The following is a 21,647-nucleotide window of genomic DNA, read 5'->3' on the forward strand; positions in this document are numbered from 1 at the left end:
TCTTCATCGGTATTCTTTTCAGTGCTGATTATTGCATGGCAGAAAGAAAATCAGATAGAAAAAGATGGACCCGGTTCGGCATCCACCTTTCCTTTCTTAATTGTTGATGTACTTCTCAAATACATCACCAAAGTCTTTAACATGGTATTGGTTGCGGACAGAAGTCATCCAGGTAAAGCCGAAATCCGTCAGTTTCGAGTATTGGTCATCCAACTTCACATCACCTGCTCGTGAATTCTGCAGAATCGTCACTGCCTTTTCCAGGCTGTCATCAGCCATCCCGATGATAATTGAATTTTCATGAGTAATTTCAGCGATTCGCAATAGCGATTTATAGAGGTCCGTTAACCGAGCTGCCTGCTGCTTTTGTACATCAATTTTAAAAGGAACGGAACCTACAGTAAAAGCTAGTTCCAAATCCAAGTCAATTCGTCCCGCAGTTTCCAAAACGACGCTTGAAATAGTATGCTGGGAATAAGGATAACGCCTCAACGTCCGTTTGGAGGACATTGCACTTTCACCATCAACATGGATGATGGCCAGATTGGTGAAACAATATTCATCCGCTTTTGTTTTGATCAAAAAGTAGATTTTTTCTCCATCTTCATTCATGACGTAATCGTCGGAGTCTGTTTTATCGAAGTCCTGCGGATCAATGATTTTCCCGATATCCGATAAGCCAAGTGCTTCAGAAGCCATCTTTTTAAACATAGCAAGTATTCCCCTTTATCCATAAAGTGGTGATTCCATTAACTTAATTCTATCAAAGAATCGAAAAAACAGCACCAGAAACAGGAATCCATAAAAAAAGAACGGGACTGAAGAACCCGCTCCATTTTCACTTGATACGCTCATCGGCAGTTCTGTCCACTTTATAAGTAAACTCCACATTTACAAGTTTACCGGCCGGAATGTGTACGCGAAACTCCAGTTCGTCTGATTGCTTTAGTTCGTAGTCATGGGTGGATGATTCCATCTGCCATATCCGCTCAGGAATATGATGATTGACTTCGATCCGCACATATTCTGATTTGTGGTTCTGCAATTTATAGATATAGGTCACATACTCAAAATTTCCTCGCTTGTCCCGCTTTTTCTCCCAGCTTTTGCTGGCGATCTCAAACGCTTCACCAATTAACAAAGAGACTTTCTGCTGTGCTGCAGTATGATTGATGGCATTCTCTCCGATGAACTCCATTTCACCGTCACGATCCTGTTCATATACTTTAAGAATCCCTCTAGGCAATGGGATTCCAAGCTTATTGGTTTTGGTATTATCGAATTCCATGATAATCTTCGCTTGTTTGCTTTCTGCTTCCACCTTATATATCTTCCGGAAAGCCGCATCCTGTATTTTCAGGAAACTGATTTGTTTTTTCTGCCCATGTGAGATGGACACCGGATGCTCCAGACTGTGAGTATGGTAATCAGCAAAGCTATCCTCTTCAAAAAAAGAACCCGATTCCTCTGCTTTGGCAAACAACCTGGCTTGATTCAATGGGTGCGGGTCTCTGTATCGATTGACCTTACCGGCCGCCAGCTTGAGCCGGCTGTCGTAAAAATCCATGCCGCTAGTATTGGAAAGTTGGATCCACCCCATGAGCGTCAGGCGAGAACCGCTGATTTCCGCGACATAATTTGCCTGCCACTCCATCCCTTGCGTCAAATAGGAGACTTTCGCTTCAAGGTCTGTTTCAATGGCTGCTATTTTCCATAACAAAGCAGGCTTCGTCAATAACCCAGTGGGCAGCGCAGGTAAAACCAGTTGTCCAATCGGATCAATGACAATTTCTTCAGTATCAGTCCGTTCACCGATGATACTTCCTGAAACACTGAGCAATCGGATTTTCATCTCTTCGCCCAGCTCAGCATTTCTTACAGTTATCACTTCATCAATGTACTTTTCCAAGAGTGTTTCTTTACTGATCAATTCGCTATCGTAGCTTTGTTCCAGTACATGGAGGCCATGAATCAGGACGGAATCCGCTTCGATTCCTGAAGCAATATCCATAAATCGGATTTCACTTATCTCTTTGTTTCCTGGAATCATCCGCGTTTCTTTGACCAATCCAAATCCATCATTGTAGACGGTTAAACTTGAAGATGTCTGCTGCTGGCGTGTTGAATGGAATTTCATTCAGATCTCTCCCTTCCAAGAACCTATTGGAGCTCAGTGAATGGCACAAAAAAATTCTTCTTTAGCGTCAGTGACAGGTGAAAGCCAGAGCTCTGCTTGAATCAGCGGCCAAAATACTGTTTAAGGTAAACAATGGTTTTCAGGCGGCATTCCTCTGTTAACGGAGACCTTTTCGGATGGATCAAATCTCCATACAGCAAATCTCCCAGAAACCGCAATTCTTCTTTGTATCTCTGATTTTTTTGAAGATCATACACTTCTATTTTTATGTAAATCGCCGTTCCCTGTTCAACAAAATCCGTGACGGTAATTTGGCAGCCCATAGTTGTTCCTCCCGTTCGTCCGTTTTTTCTGTCAGCGGGATTTTTCTAGATGCACCATAAGGTTTTCCCATTTCTTTCGCTCACCGCTGTTTGGATCATGGACGAGTACGTTCTCGCGATTAAAGATCATGACTGGCCGGTGCTCAAGATTATACGCCCGCCATTCAGGCAGCTTGGGTGCATTCGGATTACCGCTTCTGGCAAACCGTATCCAGGAATGGTGCATCTCTTCCGCTAATTTCTTTCGTTCCTCAGCAGCACCGGTCAACCGCTCGGTTCCGGCTTTTGCAATTGTATTCCAAACGAAGGGAAGCTCCAAACTATGGCAGGCCTTCAGCTCTCCGCTAAAAGCAGGCGTCTCCCAATCAAACCGATACATCCATACCGGCGCTTCCTGCTTTACCTGTAATTCTGAAAGTTTCAATGCCGGGAATGTGAACAGGCTCATGGTCATCAACTTATCGTAAATATCCTGATTCAACTCTTCTCCGTTGAGCAGGTATTGTGAAATCCTCAGCCAATTAAGACCAAATGCATGTTCAAAAATCGAAGAAATCTCTTCCGCGTCTCCATTTTTCCAACGGGAATCAAAAAAGCTGAAAAGCCGGTATTCATCTTTATTTGTACCGATCATCACCGGAATCTCTTTTGCCGATCCTTCTGCTATCGCCTGCTCCGGATGGACGGGGAGCAGATGCCCTTCCACGACGGGAACCAGGCTCATCGCCGGCAATAAAGCAGCGGTATCCACTAATTGCTGGGCAGGAATCTGTCTGATTTTGTCCACTTCACCATGTCCGATTTCCAATGCGGCCAAAAGGCGACTGCTGACTTTTTCTGCAATAGATGAACTAAGGACATTTGCGGCTGCTCCGCTTTGCATGATGGCTTGATGAAACAAGCCTTTCGCTTTCGGCACCGCCATCAGAACGCCGATGCTCATGGCACCTGCGGATTCGCCGAAAACCGTTACACGCTCAGGATCCCCTCCAAATTTCTCGATATTGTCCTGAACCCATTGAAGTGCAGCCATTTGATCCAAAATTCCACAATTGCAGGAACCCGAAAAGTCATCTCCTCCAATGCCGCCAAGATGCAAGAAGCCGAGCGCTCCCAAGCGGTAATTGAATGTTACGATGACAACGTCGCCTTCAGTCGTAAAAGAATGTCCATCGTATAGTTGCCCGGAACCTGCCCCGGCAGTAAAAGCACCTCCGTGAATCCAAACCATGACGGGACGGCGCCGATTGTCGGCTGCTGGCGACCAGACATTCAAGTAAAGGCAATCCTCACTGGTATTGTCTGTCTGATTGCCCAGAAACTCCATAATGCCATTGCTGACTTGTAAAGCCGCTGGTCCAAATAGAGTAGCCTCACGCACTTCCGTCCATGGCTCCGGCGGCTGCGGTGCACGAAAACGCAGGTCACCAATAGGCGGTTTTGCATAGGGAATGCCTTTCCAGACGGCGGCATTGCCCTGCTGCTGGCCCCGCACCTTGCCGTAAATACTTTCAACAATGGTTGATGTCATTGTCTTCCCCCTAACTGATGATGCTTTGACCCCTATATTCTACCATTCATCTTCAGGATTAGCCTTGTTTTTTCTGATTATTTAGTTAAATTAAAAAATTAATCTTCCTGAGTACGGTTGGATAAAAAAAAGACCCGGAAACGAGTCCGGGTCTTCATTCTTTAAAACAAACCAACAGCTTTTCCGTCAGCCGTAACATCCATATTCAAAGCGGCAGGCTGTTTTGGAAGACCTGGCATGGTCATGATGTCACCAGTCAGACAAACCAGGAATCCTGCACCCAGCTTGGGGATGATCTCCCGGATGGTAATGGTGAATCCTTCAGGAAGCCCCAATAATTTAGGCTGATCCGATAAGGAGTATTGTGTTTTCGCCATGCAGATCGGCAACGAATCCCAGCCGTACCTCTTCAATTCGACCAGTTGCTTTTGCGCAAAATCCGATAACTGGATGTCCGCTCCACCATAAACTTTTTGAACGATGGTGCGAAGTTTCTCTTCGATTGAATCGTCTTCTTTGTAAAGATGATGGAAATCCGTCGGACGCTGCAACTCCTCTTTGACCAGCTTGGCCAAGACAATGCCACCCTGTCCGCCTTTTGCCCAGACTTCCGTCATGGCAATCGCAACACCTTCTGTTTCCGCCCACTCCAGCACTGTTGCCAACTCCGCTTCACTGTCTCCGGAAAAGCGGTTCAGCGCCACAACCGGCTCGATGCCGAATTGACGGATCGTATCCACATGTTTCGCTAAATTGACCATTCCACGTTTTACAGCATCTGCGTTTTCTTCCGCCAATAGACTTTTGGCCACGCCACCATGCATTTTAAGTGCACGCACAGTCGCCACAATGACAACCGCATCCGGATGGAAGCCGCCTTTTCTCGACTTGATATGCATGAATTTTTCAGCGCCCAAATCCGCTCCGAATCCTGCTTCCGTCACCACAATATCTGCAACTCTTCTTGCTGTGTTCGTCGCAATCAGCGAGTTGCAGCCATGGGCGATGTTCGCAAAGGGACCACCATGGATAATAGCCGGTGTTCCTTCAATTGTCTGGACCAAGTTCGGTTTGAAAGCTTCTTTCAACAATAAAGTCAAAGCCCCTTCCACGCCAAGATCTCTTACGGTGATCGGCTCTCTGTCGTAGGTGTAGCCGATCACCATCTGTGCCAGACGCTCTTTCAAGTCGGCCAAGGAAGTTGCCAAACAAAGAACTGCCATTATTTCCGAAGCGACTGTAATGTCAAAACCATCTTCCCGCGGCACGCCTTGGCCGGGACCTCCAAGTCCGATGGTCACATGGCGCAGCGCTCGGTCATTGATATCGAGCGCACGTTTCCATGTAATGCGGCGCGGATCGATATTCAACAGATTGCCTTGATGGAGATGATTATCAATCAAGGCCGCCAACGCGTTATTCGCTGAAGTGATGGCATGGATGTCTCCCGTGAAATGCAGATTAATATCTTCCATCGGCAGGACCTGTGCAAAGCCACCGCCAGTAGCTCCGCCTTTCACACCCATGACCGGACCTAAAGACGGTTCACGCAGCGCTACTGCCACCGATTCATCCAATTGCTTGAAAGCATCCGCCAACCCTACAGTTACAGTAGACTTCCCTTCTCCAGCAGGCGTCGGGCTGATTGCTGTCACCAGTACCACTTGCCCTAATTTTTGAACAGGCGCCAATCGGTCTACATTGATTTTCGCTTTATAGTTTCCGTATAATTCCAATGCTTCTTTTGAGATGCCTGCCTGTTCTGCTATGTCCAGGATCGGGTGGATCGTCGCTTCGCTTGCAATCGATAAATCTGTAAACGCCATGAAGTAATCCCAACTTTCAATTTTTTTATTTAGTATAACCTGTTTTGCGCTAAAACAAAAAAATAACCGTTTCTCCAAATTTCTGAGAAGCGGTTACTCTATCTACAAAGACTGAAAGAAAGTTTCTAACTGCTGGGTTTCCGCCTTCTATAAAATGCTGAAAATCAACAGCAATTTGGATTCATGCACCGTTAAAAATTCAGAAACGCACATCACCGATGATCATCAGTTCCGGGAAGTCTTCTTCCACAGTTGCCAATAAATCGTTTTCCTCCAAGTGATCATAAAGCTCTTCTTCATCAACTTTTCGGACTGGCTCTAATTCCTCCGTCAACTCATGAAATTTGAGGATGTATTTTTTCTCGCCATTCTTAGTCAGCACATAGACATCCAGCGGTTTGTATCTTTTCACATCTTTCAATTGCTGGTGCTCAAGAATCGATGCGGCATCCAGTTTGTTGAAATGAGTATAGAGAAAGGCTTCCGAGCGTCCTTCCTCTGCTGAAATAAAGCTCATCTTAGCTTGGTGCCGCGTGATGAAGCGTTCGGATAGAGACTGATGAAACGTGATAGTTTCCCATTCCACGTCGTTGCTGTATTTCTCGATAAAACGTTCGGATAGAACCTGATGGCGTGTCACCAAGGTCCAGTCCACCTGGCGGGCATGGCGATGGATCAACGGCATCGGCAAGTACTGGCAGCGGCACAGCTCTGCCCAAGCTAATTTATCCTGATGCTTTTCGATGAACGCGGGCGACAGCCCTTTCGAGTTGGCCAACTGCTGCTTCATCGAGACAAGCTTCCAGTATTCCACCGCATCGAATGGTCTGCTTTCTTTTTCAAACGTCTTTTGCTGTTTTTTGCTCAGCTCTTCTTTAGCGATAGGGTGCCATTTCTTTTTATCTGCAAATTTTTCGATAAAGCCTTCAGAAAGCTTTTGCGCTTTAATGATTTCATCCCAGTACAAGCGGCTTCTGTACTTTCGGATAAAGCCTTCCGATAATTCCTGATGTCCGGAAATCTGTTTCCAATTTACTTGATCGAGATTTTCTTTGATGAATTGCTCCGATAACCGCTCTTCCTGGCAAATCTGGTTCCAGGGAACTGAACGCTTGTCCGTCAGATTTTTCTCTTCCATCAATTCGGTTAAGGAATTGAACATATAAACCACTCTCTCTTTGCTCTTTAATAATGTCTATAGTAACATGCCTCCCCGTGAAAAACCCGCACCCCGGTCGAAACCGAAATGCGGGAAATCATTGTAACTGTTATTGCTTCTCCTGGCCTTCTCTATCTTCAGTATCGTCCTCAATATTCGGGATCCGTCCGCTGTCTGTCATCTCCATGTCTTTTTCCTGTTCCCGCATTTCCTTTTCCAGCTGCTTTTGCTTCAATTCCTCTAAATTTTTATCTCGTGCCATCGTAATCCCTCCTTAATGTCTTCTATTAATTTTCTTATTCCCGGATGGCAAATGTTAAAACTGAAAACCATCCCTCTTCAAAAATTTCATCCTCTTGCTTTTCTTTCTGCAACATTTTATTTTATAGTTGGTTAAAAGGAATACGCAGCGTGCATAAATTCCAAGATCTTTTATTGCCATTCAGCTTAGCGGAAAGGGTGAATAACATGACTGGCACACAACCCATTATTTATTGGTCGATCACCGAACATGGCCATTGGAAGCTATACATCGCGAAAACAGAAAAGGGCTTATGTTACATCGGCTCACCCGGTAAAAGCTTCGAAGAGTTTACGGCCTATCTTCAAAAGCGTTTCCCTTCAGCTTCATTAGAGAAGAATGATCGCTTGTTGGAAGGATATAAACAGGAATTGACTGCATATTTGGAAGGGTCACAGCAGACCTTTTCTTTGCCTGTCGATGTCCAAGGGACTCCTTTTCAGCAACAGACCTGGCGGGCACTAAAAGAGATTCCATACGGACAGACCTTTTCCTATTCCAACATCGCTGAACACATTGGCAGGCCATCAGCCGTCCGTGCAGTAGCCACAGCAATCGGTGCTAATCCGTTGCTCATCACCGTTCCATGCCACCGTGTCATCGGCAAGAACGGCACCATGACCGGCTACAGAGGCGGACTTGACTTCAAACGGTTTTTGCTTGACCTGGAAACCCAAAACCTTAAAGAAGAGTAATGAAAACCCCCACTTCAGCAGCTGAAGTGGGGGTACGTTTTCAATTGGATGCGCCGGAAGAATGAATGCCATACAAGATGAAATCCGTGTACATGGCGGAAAGCTCTTTCACCGATAAGCTGCCTTCCGGATTAAACCATTGGTAGCTCCAATTCGTGATGCCTAAAATGGCAAATGTAATTATTTTTGGCTGCAGCTCTTTTCTAAATTCATTCGCTTCAATGCCTTCTGCCAGCAAGGTTTCGATATTATCCCGAAAAGCTGCCCGTTTCCCCCTGATTATTGCTGCATTTTCTTCTTTTAAATGACGAATTTCCCGAAAATACACCCGGCCAACTGCTCCCTGTTTTTCGATATCGCCAATGATCAATTCGACCACTGCCATCAATTTATCTTTATGGCTTTTTTTCGTGTCCAGGATGGTATTCTGCCTTCTTAACAGATCGTCGATATAATGGGAATGGATATCCATTAAAAGCGCTTCCTTGCTCTTGAAATGGTAATAAAAAGAGCCTTTTGTTACGCCGATGGTATCGACAATATCTTGTATGGAAGTGGCACTGAATCCTTTCTCTACAAAAAGATTGATGCTTTGTTTGATTAATTCGCTTTTCATGCAGCCCACTGCCTTTCTTAGTCTTAAAAGCCTTGTCGTATTATAACATTTCTTTTGCCTCCATTCATAAATATAAAGCAAAGGGGAGTACAGGCTGTACTCCCCCACATTCGGTGTTATTCACCAACCACTACCAGTTCGCCATCCTCGATATAAGAAACACGAAGCATCGAGCCAAAGCCCCCGTCTTCTCCCACTTCAGGAATCACATAAACTTGCTTGTCCTCCGGGAGATTCTTGGCGCCCTCGTCCATCGTCGCCATAATGGCCTTTGTATCGTCCACTGATCCGGCTGCTTTCATCGCTTCCGCTAATACATACAAAGAAACGTAATGGAACGCAGACTCCGCACTTGGGTCCCGATCGTTATTTTCTTTGTATTTTTCAACGTATTCAGCAGTACCAGGGAATTCTGAATTGACCAGTGGTGTTGTCGAGATCGCTCCTTCAAGCAAACTATAATCGCCGCCGAGCACCGCAGCCATTTCATCCAGTTTCGCTTGGTCCATAATCAAGAAACCGCCTTCAAACCCAAGGTCGCGTGCCTGCTTTGCTACAAGTGCAGTAGGTTCAGATGGGCCGCCGATAAACATGACATCCGGATTCTGCTCTAAAGCATTCGCAACAATAGTTTGGAAATCCGTGTCTTTGCTGAAATCGATGGATTCATTAAAGACCACTTCTCCGCCTTTTTCTTCCCATACCGGTTGCAGCATTTCAGACCAATCTTTTCCGTATTGGCTCGCAGTTGGAAGAAATGCGATTTTTTCGCCGAAACGTTCCATCTCATATTCAGTAAAAGGTTCTAAATACTGATCATAACGTGGGGGGATGCGGACATTCAAAGAGTTTCCTTGGGCTGTCACTCCTGGCTCGCTCGTGTATCCCATAATCACAAAGTCTTCCATTTCATTAAATACTTGCATGGCATAAATCCCGCCGCTATGGGGACTGTAGATGAACTTTGCATCTTCTTCCTGAACCAGACGTTTGGCGTTGGCCGCAGTCTCGTTCGGCAAGTACTTATCATCCAAAGTGGAAACAGCAAACGTATAATTCTGTCCGTCCACTTCGATTCCGCCTTCTTCGTTGATATCCTCAACAGCCATTTCCAATCCTTTTAAAGTTTCTTCCCCGTATGTTGCAGCGGGGCCACTCAAAGGTCCGCTATAGCCGATGGTGATCTCTCCACCTGAACCGCTCGAGCCGCTCTCCGCTTCCGGTGAAGCATCGTCATTCCCACAAGCTGAAACAATGAAAATCAATAGCAGCAACAATCCGCCAAACAGAATTTTTTTTAATGAGTGCATAAAGTTATCTCCCCTTTTATCTTGATTTTTTATATCAGCAACCCGAGCAGCGGTGTCTCACCTCCTTAAATGCCTATTCTCATCCGTTAAGCTCCGATATAAGCTTTCCGAATCGCATCATTATTGAACAATTCTGCACTGCTGCCTTTCAAAACAACCGTGCCATTTTCGATCACATAGCCGCGGTCAGCAATCTTCAAAGCGGCATTGGCATTTTGTTCTGCGAGCAGCACGGTTGTTCCACTCCTGTTGATTTTTTGGATGATGGAAAACATCTGCTCCACGATTAACGGCGCGAGCCCAATGGAGGGTTCGTCCAGCATGATCAACTTCGGTTTGGACATCAATGCCCGGCCGATCGCAAGCATCTGTTGCTGCCCTCCACTTAAAGAGCCTGCTGAATCATCTTTCTTATCCCTTAAAATTGGAAACAGTTCATAAACTTCTTCCAACGAACTCTTCAATTGTGCTTTTTTGCCGCGATGGACGTAGCCGCCCATCATCAAATTTTGCTGGACTGTCATATCCGGGAACAGCTTTTTTCCTTCCGGGCATTGGACAACGCCGACTTTCACCATTCGGTCAGGCGAATTGCCTTTGACACTCCCTCCTAAAAATTGAATATCGCCTACTGCAGGTTTATTCAGTCCACTAATGGCATTAAAAATCGTACTCTTTCCGGCGCCATTGGCTCCGAGCAACACCACCAATTCACCTTCCTGCACTTCGATGTTGATATTGCTGAGTGCCTGGAATGCTCCGAACCTTACTGTTACGTCAGTTAACTTCAGCAATCGCTTCGCCCCCCAAATAAGCTTCGATGACCACAGGATTATTCTTTATTTCATCAGGCGTACCTTCCGCAATCTTTGCGCCTTGATTCAAGACCATGATTTTATCAGCCATCCCCATGATCATCTGCATCTTGTGTTCGATTGTACAAACCGTAATTCCGCTGGCTGCTATTTTCTTCATCAGCTGCGCCAGCCCGTCTGTTTCTTCCGGATTGATGCCGGCAGCCGGTTCATCGAGGAACATCACTTTCGGACCCGTCGCAAGTGCTAAAGCAATCGCCACCCTTTTTTTCGCTTCTTGGGTGATGGTCGATACCGGCGTATCCGCTAAATGTGCCATTCCGACAAATTCCAAAGACGCCATCGCTATTTCATATGCCTTGTCTTCCTCTTGTTTTTCCCGGCGCGTCCGGAATATCGCATCGAACAAATTCGATTTTGTCCGCAACCGATGCCCCACGATGACATTGTCAATGACAGTCGATTGTTCAAATAAATGTGTGGTCTGAAACGTTCTGGCGATTCCAAGATGAGCACCTTTGTGCACGGGTATTTTCGTAATGTCTTTTCCTTCAAACAAGATACTGCCCGATGTCGGCTTATGAAAACCGTTGATCAAATTAAAGAAAGTGGATTTCCCCGCTCCGTTTGGACCGATGATCGCGGTGATCTTGCCCTCCTCTATTTCAAAATCCACACTGTCGACAGCAGTCAGGCCTCCAAATTTTTTAGTGATTCCTTTCACTTCAATAAACGCCACATTGAACCCCCCTCTATTTTTTTGTAGATTTCGCCGGAACTGGATTGAAATATTTATTGTCCTTCGGTACTTTCTTCTGTTGGAGCTTCGCTTTAATCCGGTAAAAACCGCCGACAATTCCCGTTGGAAAGAAAATGACCATGATGACCAGAATCGGACCAAAGATCAATAGATGGTATTCCTGATAACTTCTCAGGAATTGTTCCAACCAGACAAAAAGCATGGTTCCGACGAGAGGGCCGGAAAGTGTTCCGATCCCTCCGACAATCAAATACATCAAAAAGTTGAAGACCATATTCGTACTTGCAACATCCGGGCCGATAAACCGTGTGAGAGAAGCGTATAAAGCACCTGCCAATCCGGCATAAGCTACTGAGATCACGAACGAAATCAACTTGTTCACTTTTGTATTGATGCCGAGTGTCTGTGCCAGTTCCTCGCTGTTGCGGATTGCAATATACGTTCTGCCTGTCAGGGAGTGGACAATGCGAACCGCGATGAAAATGGACAATAAGAGGAAAAACAGAACCAGATAATACATGGCAGTGGCCGACTCGAAGTTCAAGGGCCCGATTGGATCGGGGATCGGAATGCCGATCAACCCACGGATCCCGCCCGTCAAGCCGTCCCATTTATCGATCAGCAGGTAAATCAGGTAGCCGACGATCAAGGTATAGATAGCGAAAAAATGTTCCTTTGTCCGAAGCGCAATAGCGCCCAGCAACAAGCCTGCCGCACTAGTGATCAAAACCGCCAACAGGAGCGCCAGCCAGAAGTTCATTTCCGTTCGTGTCGTCAAAATCCCCAGTGAATAGGCGCCGATGGCAAAAAATCCAGCATGCGCCAGAGACAGCTGACCCGTAAAACCGGCAATGATATTCATCCCATAGACACTGATCGTGAAAATGAAACCGATGGTCATGACATGCAGCACATAGCGGTTATCTGCATAAATCAGTGGAAATACCAAAGCAAAGACAACCAATAAAGCGATAAGGGTACGGTGATTAAAAATTTTATCCACTTAATAGACCCCCTTTGCGAACAAGCCTTTAGGACGGACGGTCATGATGATGATCAATAATAAAAACGCAATCATGTCTTTGTAATCGTTCGAAATATAAGTTGCACCCATACTTTCAGTCAATCCGAGGACAAGCCCTGCAATGATGGCTCCAGGAATGCTGCCCATCCCTCCAATAATGACAACCACAAAAGCTTTTAAGATGACCAAATGGCCCATTGCCGGGAATACCAGGTTAATAGGAGAAGCGAGAGAAGCAGCAATTGCAGCCAAGGCCCCTGAAATCGCGAATGTCATCATGGCCACTTTATTGGCATTGATGCCGACAAGAAAGGCCCCTTCCCGATTTTGCGCCATCGCCAGAATCGAGGCGCCCATCATGGTTTTTTTCAAAAACAAGGTCAGTAGGAAGACGACAGCCACTGTAACGGCAATCACCAGAATCCGTTGGCTGGTCATCGACACGCCCGCCACAGAAATATTGTTGTCGAACGGCGTCAGCATGCGCAGGTATTCAGTGCCCCACACAAGCTGGACCAGGGCTTCAAAAAACAGCACCAATCCGATGGCGGCGATTTTGTCGTGAATTGGCGGTGAATTTCGGAGCGGATGAAACACCAATCGCTCCATCAGAACCGCCAATACCGCTACAACAACGATCGAGGCGATGATGGCAATAAAATAATGGACGCCCGTGGCTGACATCACCATCAACGTAACGTAGCCACCCACTAAATACAGCGCACCATGCGCGAAGTTCGGGATATGCAAAATGCCGAAAACCAGCGTTAAACCAATAGCGACAAGCGTGTAAACGCTTCCAAGAGTGAGCCCGTTAAAAACCTGCTGCAAAAATAAGTCCATCTTTCTCCCTCCTCTTCCCTATACTTTGGCCAGAATCAGCCGCTAAGAATATTCTTTGCTCAAACGACCCGCGATAATATTTTTCTGGATTTCAGAAGTTCCTTCGTAAATTCGGGTGATTCTTGCATCACGGTAGTAACGTTCGATCGGATAATCGGCGATATAGCCGATGCCTCCGTGGACCTGCAGCGCTTTGTCGGCCACGCGGTTATACACTTCAGAACCGAATAATTTCACCATCGCTGCTTCTTTGATCACTTGCTGCCCCTGGTCGACCATCCATGCCACGCGATACATAAACGACCGCAGCACTTCCACATCCACCGCCATTTCAGAAAGCATATGAGCCACAGCCTGATGCTCAATGATCGGCTTGCCGAATTGCACACGCTCTTTAGCGAATCTGACGGATAAGTCGAGCAAATGCTGGGAAGACCCTAAATTTCTGGCAGCAAGCCCCGCTCGGCCATTCGCCAGTATTTTCAAAGCATTGACGTAACCTTGTCCTTCGCTGCCCAAGACGTTTTCAATGGGCACTTCACAATCTTCCATAATGACTTCCGCAGAATGGGAACCGTGAAGGCCCATCTTTTTCTCAACTGCCCCTACATAGAAACCCGGAAAATTTTTTTCAACAATGAATGAGGTGATCCCTTTCGCACCTTTTTCAGGTTCGGTTACTGCCATCACTGTAAAGACATCCGCTTTTGTGGCGTTGGTAATATAATGCTTGAGGCCGTTCAATATATACTTATCGCCCTTTTTAACGGCAGTCGTTTTCAAATTCGTTGCATGCGATCCGGCTTGTGGCTCGGTCAATGCAAAAGCGCCGAGCCGTTCTCCCGAAGCCATGTCCGGTAAATACTTTCTCTTTTGCTGCTCATTGCCCATTTCAACAATTCCGACAGTCCCTATTCCTGTATGACCTCCGATTAAAGTCGTGTAGCCATTGTGTGTTGCACCGATTTCTTCATAAAGTGCACATTTCCCGACCATATCGATGCCTAGTCCTCCGTATTCTTCCGGAATGCTCAAACCAAATAATCCCATTTCTTTTGATAGTTGGATGATCCGCTCTGGAATTTCATCGTCTTCCTCAATTTGCATCGCCACTTTTTCCACTTCATTTTGGATAAAGAGACGAATATTTCGCTTGAGAAATTGAATATCTTCACTTAAGTTGAAATCCATTTCCATCCCTCTTTTCTTTCACGCTGTGCAACAGCCCTAAACTTTCACCAAAAAACTTTCGAGCATCTCACGGAGCACTGGCGGAATCTTTTCGGTCTGCTGTTTCTGGTAATCAAAGCAGACAATCGCCGCCCGTCCTGAAGCAATCCGTCCACCGATTTCGTTGTTGGAGATTTCGTGGACCAGTTCAAAGCTCTTAGAACCGATCCGCTCCACTTTTGTCGCAATCGCCAAAGTTTGCCCTGCATACGCCTGCACCAAAAAATCACAGCTTGTGGAAGCGACGATAAAGTCGATATTGCCTCTTTTTTCATTGCCGGTAAAACCGATGGCCTGGAAAAACTTCGAACGCGCCTCTTCCAAATAGATGAAATAACTGATGTTGCTGACATGGCCACCGGCGTCGGTTTCGCAGAATCTGACGTAAACATTAATATCGGGTATCTTCTCCAACGTTCTTACCCCTCCCGTTCAATAATCGTCGCAATGCCTTGTCCGCCGCCGATGCAAGCTGTAATGAGAGCATATCTTCCACCAGAACGCTGTAATTCATAAACCGCTTTGGTCAGCAGAATGGCCCCAGTCGCCCCAAGTGGATGGCCGAGTGCAATCGCCCCTCCGTTTACATTCACCTTATCCATATCCATCTTCAATTCTTTATCGCAGGCAAGCACTTGAGATGCAAAAGCTTCATTGATTTCGATGATATCGATATCAGCTAAAGTCAGCTCCGCTTTCTTCAAAGCTTTTTGTGTTGCCGGAACCGGTCCAATGCCCATAATATTCGGATCAACACCCGCCACAGCCTGAGCCCGTATAACTCCTAAAACATTCAAACCCAGCTCTTCCGCTTTTTCTCTGGACATGATGACTGCAGCTGAAGCGGCGTCATTCAAACCTGAACTGCTTCCGGCCGTCACTGTTCCGTTTTCAAGAAAAGCTGGAGGCAATTTTGCCAGTGCTTGCAGGGTTGTTTGGGGACGCGGATGCTCATCTTCTTTAAATTCAATGGGCTCCCCTTTGCGAACCGGGATTTGAATGGGCACGATCTGCTCATCAAAACGCCCTTCTTCCATTGCTTGTGCAGCGCGTTTTTGGCTCTCCAATGCAAACCGGTCCTGTTCTTCACGGCTGATGCCGTATTGTTCCGCCAAATTTTCAGCTGTTATGCCCATGGGTGGGTCTCCTATTTCTTTTGGCGATAATTGGGATTTCCGGAATTTTGGCGGTGCCGGGCTATACGCTTTTTCAGGCTTCTCCATTAAATAAGGGGCGCGGCTCATGCTTTCAAGCCCTCCAGCTACAAAGATATCCCCGTCTCCTGCCCAGATGGCTTGCGCTGCAAGATTAATCGCGTTGATGCCGGAGCCGCATTGGCGGTCAATCGTCAATCCAGGCAGCTCTATTCCAAGCCCCGTCTCCAATGCCGCCAATCTGGCAATGTTCCCTCCTCCACTCAGGACATTGCCCATAATGATGTCATCTATAACAGCCGCATCGATGCCCGCACGCGCTATTGCCGCTTTGATCACTTCCGCTCCGAAAACATGAGCGGGGACCGACGCTAAAGCACCGCCTTGCCGCCCGATTGCTGTTCTTACTGCCGATACGATCACTGCATCCCTTTCCATGGATATTCGCCTCCCTTTCATAAAAAAGCCGCTAATTACAACAAGAAAACAAGATCACCTTTCAGCACATCTTTATCGCTTTGATTGACGGCTTGAACCTGGAATATAACCTGCCTCTGTTTCTTTTCAACAACGGTCGCTTTTAACGTAATGACGTCTTCCAGAAAAACCATGCCTTTAAAACGAATGGCATAATCCTGAATAAACCCTTCTTCCAGGTAAGGGGTGAAAATTTTCGCCAGATTCCCCATCGTCCACATGCCATGGGCGATTATCCCGGGTAATCCTGCTCCTTCAGCTTCAGCATCAATGGTGTGGATTGGGTTAAAGTCACCAGAAGCGCCTGCATATTTGATCAAATCCAGACGCGTCACAGGTGCCAATTGAATTGGCGGTAAGCTATCGCCTTCCTGAAAATCCGTTATCCGGTTCATACCGTCATCCCCTTTCTAGCGGCTTCGTTGATGATGACGATGCGTTCTTCTGTAAACAACAATTCACCATCTGCACTTTCCCCTTTTTTTATGACGACCAAAAATCCCATTTCTCCAAAGTTGCCGCTTTTCTCGTAATAATCTTTCACTTCCATCCAGCAATAGACATCTTCGCCGATAAACAGCGGCCGTTCGTAATGGTAAATCTGTTCCCCGTGGATCAAGCCTTTCGACGGGAGATCTAATCCATCGATTTTTCCGGCATCAAAAGTCACCGGAAACGTAGGAGGTGCAATGTTTCGTTTGTACCGCGAAGCAGCACCTGCCTGTTCATCGATATAAATAGGTGCCGGGTCGCCGATCGCCTCAGCGAATTTCCGGACTGCCCCTCTTTCAATCGTATTCTTCACTTTTTCCGAACGTTTCCCAATGCTTTCTTTCAGCATACGTGCACCTCCGTCTTTAGTTTTTCGGTCCGCCAGCTACATATAAGACTTGTCCGCTGACAAACGAGGAACGTTCATCTGCAAAAAAGGCGACCGCATTTGCGATATCTTCCGGTTTTCCGCTTCGGCCGACCGGGATAGCGGAAACACTTGCTTTGATCAATTCTTCAAAAGGGACACCGATGCGTTCAGCAGTCGCTTTCGTCATATCCGTCTCGATAAAACCGGGCGCCACGGCATTCGCTGTGATTCCATATTTTCCAAGTTCGATTGCCAAGGTTTTCGTAAATCCTTGGAGCCCGGCTTTTGCTGTCGCATAATTGGCTTGTCCACGATTGCCAAGTGCGGAAGTTGAGGAAATATTGATGATCCGGCCATATTTGTTTTGGGTCATGTACTGCTGCGCAGCACGTGTCGCATAAAATGCCCCTTTTAAATGGACGTCTGTAACCGTCAGCCAGTCCTCATCGGTCATTTTAAACAGCATATTATCCCGAATGACCCCTGCATTATTAACGAGTACATCAATCGAGCCGAATTTCTCGAATACTTCTTTCATCGCTTGCTCTATTTGTTCTTTGTCGGTGACACTGGCGTTTTTCGTGTAGATGGAATAGCCCTGCCCGTTCATTTCTTCCTGTACTGTCTGAAGCGCCTCTTCGTTGACGTCGATGATTGCTACATTTGCCCCTTCACTTGCAAACCGTTGCGCAATCTGACGGCCGATCCCCCGGCTGCCGCCTGTAACAAACGCTGTTTTTCCTTCAAATGAATTCCCCATTGAGATGCCTCCCTTTTCTCCCATTCGATTAAACCGATTGCCCCACTTTTATGTGGCCTTTCAATAAATTCCTTGAGATGATCATGCGTTGGATTTCATCTGTTCCATCATAAATTCTCCATAATCTCGCTTCACGGTACCAACGTTCAATCGGCAATTCCCTTGTATAGCCCATACCTCCATGAATTTGAAGAACCCGGTCCACAACCCGGTTGCCCATATTCGCCCCATAGAGTTTCGCCATGGACGCAAGATGGCGATTATCTTCCCCTTGGTCCAATGTGAAGGCCGCATTCAACACTAGCCATTTCGCCGCTTCAATTTCCACTGCTGAATCAGCAATCGGCCATTGGATCGCTTGGCGTTCCGCAATCGGCTTGCCGAAGGTTTTGCGGTCTTTTGAATAATCGATGGCCATCTGCAGCAATCGTTCACTCATCCCGACAGCCCGTGCTCCAACCACCCAACGTGCAAAGCCGATCCATTCCAGCCCCAAATTATAGCCGCCGTTGATTTCGCCCAAAATATTCTCTTCCGGCACACGAACGTTGTCGAAAACCAGTCCGGCGGGGCCCCATTCGCCCATCGTATCGATGTATTCGGATTTCCAGCCCATCTCCCGGTCGACGATAAAACAGGTGACACCGGAACGGCCCGTTTGTTGATGCAATTCTTTGTCTGTGATGGCGATCACCATAACAAAGTCAGCTTCATTGCCTCCTGTGATAAAGGTTTTTTCGCCATTCAAGACCCATTCATTGCCGTCTTTGACAGCTGTCATCTTCAAATTTTGAGTATCGGATCCCGCTTCCGGTTCGGTCATTGCAAAACAGGATTTCTTTTCCCCATTGATCGTTGGGATCAAGTATTTCTTTTTTTGTTCCTCATTGCCGTAATAAAGGATGTTATCGGCAGATCCTCCGAATGTAAAAGGCACGAAAGTTTTCGATACTTCCATCAAAACGATGGCCAGCATCATTTGCCCAAGATTCGATCCCCCGTATTCTTCGGGAGTGTTGATGCCCCAAAAGCCAAAATCCTTTGCTTTTTTCTGCAATTCCTTCATTTTTCCGGGGTCCAGGCTCGGACGCCCTTCCCTTTCATTTTTCAGCACTTCATTTTCCAGCGGAATCAATTCTTTTTCCACAAACCGGCGTATCGTTTTTTGGACCATCGCTTGTTCTTCTGATAAACGTAAATGCATGCTAATCTCCCCGTTTCCTTGTTTGTTTATAAATTGGCATATTGTTTTAGCAAAACACGTTTCAGTATTTTCCCGACAGCTGTTTTTGGCAGTTCTTCCGCAAAAATGATGGCTTCCGGCACTTTATAAGCAGATAGCTGGGTTCGGCAATACGCGATCAATTCTTCTTCCGTGGCTTGTTCACCCAAGACCACAACCGCTCGGACCGTTTCTCCACGGTACTCATCCGGAACCCCGAACACCGCTGCTTCGCGGATAGCCGGATGATGATAGAGGACATTTTCCACTTCGATCGGATAGACATTAAAACCACTTGCCAGGATCATCTCTTTTTTCCGGCCAACAATGTAAAAGAACCCATCTTCGTCCATTTTCGCGAGATCTCCGGTATACAGCCAGTTATCACGGATTGCGGATGCCGTTTCTTCCGGCCTGTTCCAATAACCTTTCATCACTTGCGGGCCTCGGACAACCAACTCGCCTATCGCACCGACAGGCAAGGTCTCTTCCCCAGTCGCGATATCGACAATCCGCGAATCCGTATTGGGTAAGGGAATCCCGATGCTGCCCTTTTTCTGCAAACCTTGAACCGGATTGCGGTGTGTTACTGGGGATGCTTCGGATAATCCATAACCTTCCGCGACGGTTGTTCCGCTGATTGCATTGAAGCGATCAAGCACTTCCAACGGCAAAGGAGCTGACCCGCTGCTGCAGGATACCAAACAACTCAAGTCGAATTTTCTTGAGCGATGATAGTCCAGCAGAGCAATATACATGGTAGGCACTCCTGGAAACGCAGTGGGTTTTTCTTTTTCGATCAGCTCCACTACTTGGCCAACATCGAATTTGGGGACCAGAATCATACTGCCTCCGTTATAAAAAGTGACACTCATTCCGCTGGTCATCCCGTAAACATGGAATAGAGGCGAGATGGTCAGCACTTTCTCTTCTCCTTTTCTAGTCCTGATTTCCGAAGTTGCGGCACTTTGCAAAGTATTGGCGACAATATTCCGATGCGTCAGCATGGCGCCTTTTGGAAGCCCGGTTGTCCCTCCTGTATATTGGATAACCGCTACATCCTCTTTTGGTTCTATCGAGATGCGGGGCCTATTGCCGGTTGGACCACCTTTTTCAAGGTCGCCATCGAGAGCCAGAGCCACTACATGCTGGACCGAAGTCTTATCTTTGATGCTATCGAACGAAGGCATTAAGCGATCCAGTATGAGTAAAGCTTTTGTTTCCGAGTCATTGAGGATGTGGAGAAGTTCTGCCGGCTGAAACATCGGATTCAACTGGACGATTGTTGCGCCACAGGAAAGTGCGGCATAGAAACTGATGGGATATTGCGGACAGTTCGGCAGCATGATGGCCACTCGATCATTTTTCCGGATGCCCATTCCGTAAAGTTCTTCCGCAAAATTTCCGATGGCCTCATCCAGTTTCTTATAGCTATAAGTCTTTTCGAAAAAGCTGACCGCTGTATGGTCTGGATATTTTTCTGTTGACTGCTTGAACAATTCCACTAGCGATATATCCGGTATTTCAATGCTTTTTGGATTTCCTTCTGCTACATGCTTTAACCAAGGTCTATCCATACTTTTCCTCCTTCAGCCTTCTATACTGTTTCAAGGTTCATCAAAACTCTTTATAAAGAACTTCCGCCATCCACCGCAATTACTTGGCCTGTTATGTAATCACTTGCAGCACCCGCCAGGAAAAGCGCTGCTCCCTGAAGCGATCTCGGATCCCCTAATTTTTTCATCGGGTTTTTATTGACGAGCGTCTCCGTATGCTTTTCGATGACATGCTGCGTCATCTTCGTTTCAAAAAATCCAGGTGCGATAGCATTGACGTACAATCCATGCCCTGCCCATTTACGTGCTAAATCTTTAGTGAAATGATGGACAGCCGCTTTGCTGGTGCTGTAACCGATGGCATTCAGCACTTCCGGAGGTTCCGCTCTCAATCCGGCGACCGAACCGATATTGATGATTTTTCCATAGCCATTGCGGATCATATGCACGCCTACTTCCTTGGACATGAGGAAAGTACCCGTAACATTGACATTCATCACTTTTTCCCAGGCATCCAGCGGCATTCTTTCCGTCTCTTCTCCCCAGGTTGCCCCACTGTTATTGACCAGGATGTCGATGCTGCCAAAATCGGACAGTACCGACTGAACCACTGTTTTTACCTGCTCCTCGTCACCCACATGGCATTCATAAGCACGGGCTTTAATGCCAAAGCGGCTTTCCAATTGATCGGCCGTCTCTTGGCAATTTTTCACTTTGCGGGAGCAGACCGCTATATTCGCGCCGTATTCTGCAAAGACTTCTGCTATATTCCGGCCAAGGCCACTTCCACCTCCAGTGATCAAAGCTGTTTTGCCCGTCAAGTCAAATAAAGAATCCATCATTACCTCGCCCCTTATACATACTGAACGGTCGGTACTTAATACTGAACGGACGGTATGTTAATATTTTTAAAAAACCTTTTACGACAGGAGACATAAAAGGAATGTAAGCGCTTTAGTTTTCTTAAAATTCAGTATACATGAACAAGTAGATTTTGTTAACAGTATTTTTCGATTTCTGTATCTAAAAAAAATCCATTACACACC

At 46.5% G+C, this 21,647-nt stretch carries 23 protein-coding genes; 1 reads left to right on the top strand and 22 read right to left on the bottom strand.

The genetic code is table 11. The features are described 5' to 3' along the window. Positions 1 to 96 precede the first annotated feature (96 nt). The 7 genes from ACRC6Q_RS14785 to ACRC6Q_RS14815 form a co-directional block, all read right to left on the bottom strand. Positions 97 to 711, bottom strand: coding sequence for a PH domain-containing protein (locus ACRC6Q_RS14785; RefSeq protein WP_223637531.1), 615 nt, complete (start codon positions 709 to 711; stop codon positions 97 to 99). A 127-nt stretch (positions 712 to 838) separates the two neighbouring features. Then, positions 839 to 2,137, bottom strand: a complete 1,299-nt coding sequence (locus ACRC6Q_RS14790) for a DUF4139 domain-containing protein (RefSeq protein ID WP_223637534.1) — start codon at positions 2,135 to 2,137, stop codon at positions 839 to 841. A gap of 101 nt (positions 2,138 to 2,238) precedes the next feature. Then, on the bottom strand, positions 2,239 to 2,460 hold the full coding sequence (locus ACRC6Q_RS14795; RefSeq protein ID WP_223637537.1) for a hypothetical protein: 222 nt from the start codon (positions 2,458 to 2,460) through the stop codon (positions 2,239 to 2,241). A gap of 31 nt (positions 2,461 to 2,491) precedes the next feature. Further along, positions 2,492 to 3,991 (bottom strand): carboxylesterase/lipase family protein, encoded by a 1,500-nt coding sequence (locus ACRC6Q_RS14800; RefSeq protein WP_431466906.1) that lies wholly within the window; start codon positions 3,989 to 3,991, stop codon positions 2,492 to 2,494. Positions 3,992 to 4,152: 161 nt separating this feature from the next. Next, positions 4,153 to 5,817, bottom strand: a complete 1,665-nt coding sequence (locus ACRC6Q_RS14805) for a formate--tetrahydrofolate ligase (protein ID WP_223637543.1) — start codon at positions 5,815 to 5,817, stop codon at positions 4,153 to 4,155. Between the two features lie 199 nt (positions 5,818 to 6,016). After that, a complete protein-coding gene (locus ACRC6Q_RS14810) occupies positions 6,017 to 6,979 on the bottom strand; it encodes a hypothetical protein (protein ID WP_223637552.1) in 963 nt (320 codons plus the stop codon). Positions 6,980 to 7,085: 106 nt separating this feature from the next. Further along, positions 7,086 to 7,238 carry a hypothetical protein gene (locus ACRC6Q_RS14815; RefSeq protein WP_223637554.1) on the bottom strand — a complete coding sequence of 51 codons (153 nt, stop codon included), beginning with the start codon at positions 7,236 to 7,238 and terminating at the stop codon, positions 7,086 to 7,088. A 206-nt stretch (positions 7,239 to 7,444) separates the two neighbouring features. Here ACRC6Q_RS14815 and ACRC6Q_RS14820 point away from each other — a divergent pair, with 206 nt between their 5' ends. Next, a complete protein-coding gene (locus ACRC6Q_RS14820; protein ID WP_431466907.1) occupies positions 7,445 to 7,972 on the top strand; it encodes a methylated-DNA--[protein]-cysteine S-methyltransferase in 528 nt (175 codons plus the stop codon). A 40-nt stretch (positions 7,973 to 8,012) separates the two neighbouring features. Here ACRC6Q_RS14820 and ACRC6Q_RS14825 read toward each other — a convergent pair whose 3' ends face one another. The 15 genes from ACRC6Q_RS14825 to ACRC6Q_RS14895 all read right to left on the bottom strand — a co-directional run bounded on the left by ACRC6Q_RS14825 (position 8,013) and on the right by ACRC6Q_RS14895 (position 21,443). After that, a complete protein-coding gene (locus ACRC6Q_RS14825; RefSeq protein WP_431466908.1) occupies positions 8,013 to 8,588 on the bottom strand; it encodes a TetR/AcrR family transcriptional regulator in 576 nt (191 codons plus the stop codon). 116 nt (positions 8,589 to 8,704) lie between these two features. Next, complete coding sequence (locus ACRC6Q_RS14830) at positions 8,705 to 9,898, bottom strand: ABC transporter substrate-binding protein (RefSeq protein ID WP_431466909.1); 1,194 nt, start codon at positions 9,896 to 9,898, stop codon at positions 8,705 to 8,707. Between the two features lie 86 nt (positions 9,899 to 9,984). Then, entirely contained in the window at positions 9,985 to 10,692 is a 708-nt protein-coding gene (locus ACRC6Q_RS14835) for an ABC transporter ATP-binding protein (RefSeq protein WP_223637562.1), read from the bottom strand. After that, positions 10,676 to 11,452, bottom strand: coding sequence for an ABC transporter ATP-binding protein (locus ACRC6Q_RS14840; protein ID WP_223637564.1), 777 nt, complete (start codon positions 11,450 to 11,452; stop codon positions 10,676 to 10,678). Before ACRC6Q_RS14840 ends, ACRC6Q_RS14835 begins: the two co-directional genes overlap by 17 nt. A 13-nt stretch (positions 11,453 to 11,465) precedes the next feature. Next, positions 11,466 to 12,476 carry a branched-chain amino acid ABC transporter permease gene (locus ACRC6Q_RS14845; protein ID WP_431466910.1) on the bottom strand — a complete coding sequence of 337 codons (1,011 nt, stop codon included), beginning with the start codon at positions 12,474 to 12,476 and terminating at the stop codon, positions 11,466 to 11,468. After that, positions 12,477 to 13,340: a branched-chain amino acid ABC transporter permease gene (locus tag ACRC6Q_RS14850; RefSeq protein ID WP_223637570.1), complete on the bottom strand. Its 864-nt coding sequence runs from the start codon at positions 13,338 to 13,340 to the stop codon at positions 12,477 to 12,479. Between the two features lie 42 nt (positions 13,341 to 13,382). Beyond that, positions 13,383 to 14,531, bottom strand: coding sequence for an acyl-CoA dehydrogenase family protein (locus ACRC6Q_RS14855; RefSeq protein WP_223637573.1), 1,149 nt, complete (start codon positions 14,529 to 14,531; stop codon positions 13,383 to 13,385). A gap of 36 nt (positions 14,532 to 14,567) precedes the next feature. Next, entirely contained in the window at positions 14,568 to 14,984 is a 417-nt protein-coding gene (locus ACRC6Q_RS14860) for an acyl-CoA thioesterase (protein WP_431466911.1), read from the bottom strand. 5 nt (positions 14,985 to 14,989) lie between these two features. Continuing rightward, entirely contained in the window at positions 14,990 to 16,162 is a 1,173-nt protein-coding gene (locus ACRC6Q_RS14865; protein WP_431466912.1) for a thiolase family protein, read from the bottom strand. 35 nt (positions 16,163 to 16,197) lie between these two features. Further along, complete coding sequence (locus ACRC6Q_RS14870) at positions 16,198 to 16,596, bottom strand: MaoC/PaaZ C-terminal domain-containing protein (RefSeq protein ID WP_223637581.1); 399 nt, start codon at positions 16,594 to 16,596, stop codon at positions 16,198 to 16,200. After that, positions 16,593 to 17,042 (bottom strand): MaoC family dehydratase N-terminal domain-containing protein, encoded by a 450-nt coding sequence (locus tag ACRC6Q_RS14875; protein WP_223637583.1) that lies wholly within the window; start codon positions 17,040 to 17,042, stop codon positions 16,593 to 16,595. The genes ACRC6Q_RS14870 and ACRC6Q_RS14875 overlap by 4 nt, the downstream gene beginning before the upstream one ends. 16 nt (positions 17,043 to 17,058) lie before the next feature. Then, on the bottom strand, positions 17,059 to 17,823 hold the full coding sequence (gene fabG, locus ACRC6Q_RS14880) for a 3-oxoacyl-ACP reductase FabG (protein WP_223637585.1): 765 nt from the start codon (positions 17,821 to 17,823) through the stop codon (positions 17,059 to 17,061). A gap of 28 nt (positions 17,824 to 17,851) precedes the next feature. Next, a complete protein-coding gene (locus tag ACRC6Q_RS14885; protein ID WP_431466913.1) occupies positions 17,852 to 19,027 on the bottom strand; it encodes an acyl-CoA dehydrogenase family protein in 1,176 nt (391 codons plus the stop codon). Between the two features lie 26 nt (positions 19,028 to 19,053). Next, positions 19,054 to 20,622: a long-chain-fatty-acid--CoA ligase gene (locus tag ACRC6Q_RS14890; RefSeq protein WP_431466914.1), complete on the bottom strand. Its 1,569-nt coding sequence runs from the start codon at positions 20,620 to 20,622 to the stop codon at positions 19,054 to 19,056. 50 nt (positions 20,623 to 20,672) lie between these two features. Beyond that, positions 20,673 to 21,443 carry a glucose 1-dehydrogenase gene (locus ACRC6Q_RS14895; protein ID WP_223637595.1) on the bottom strand — a complete coding sequence of 257 codons (771 nt, stop codon included), beginning with the start codon at positions 21,441 to 21,443 and terminating at the stop codon, positions 20,673 to 20,675. Positions 21,444 to 21,647 lie beyond the last annotated feature (204 nt).

The organism is Planococcus sp. SE5232 (assembly GCF_050686535.1).
GTDB lineage: Bacteria > Bacillota > Bacilli > Bacillales_A > Planococcaceae > Planococcus.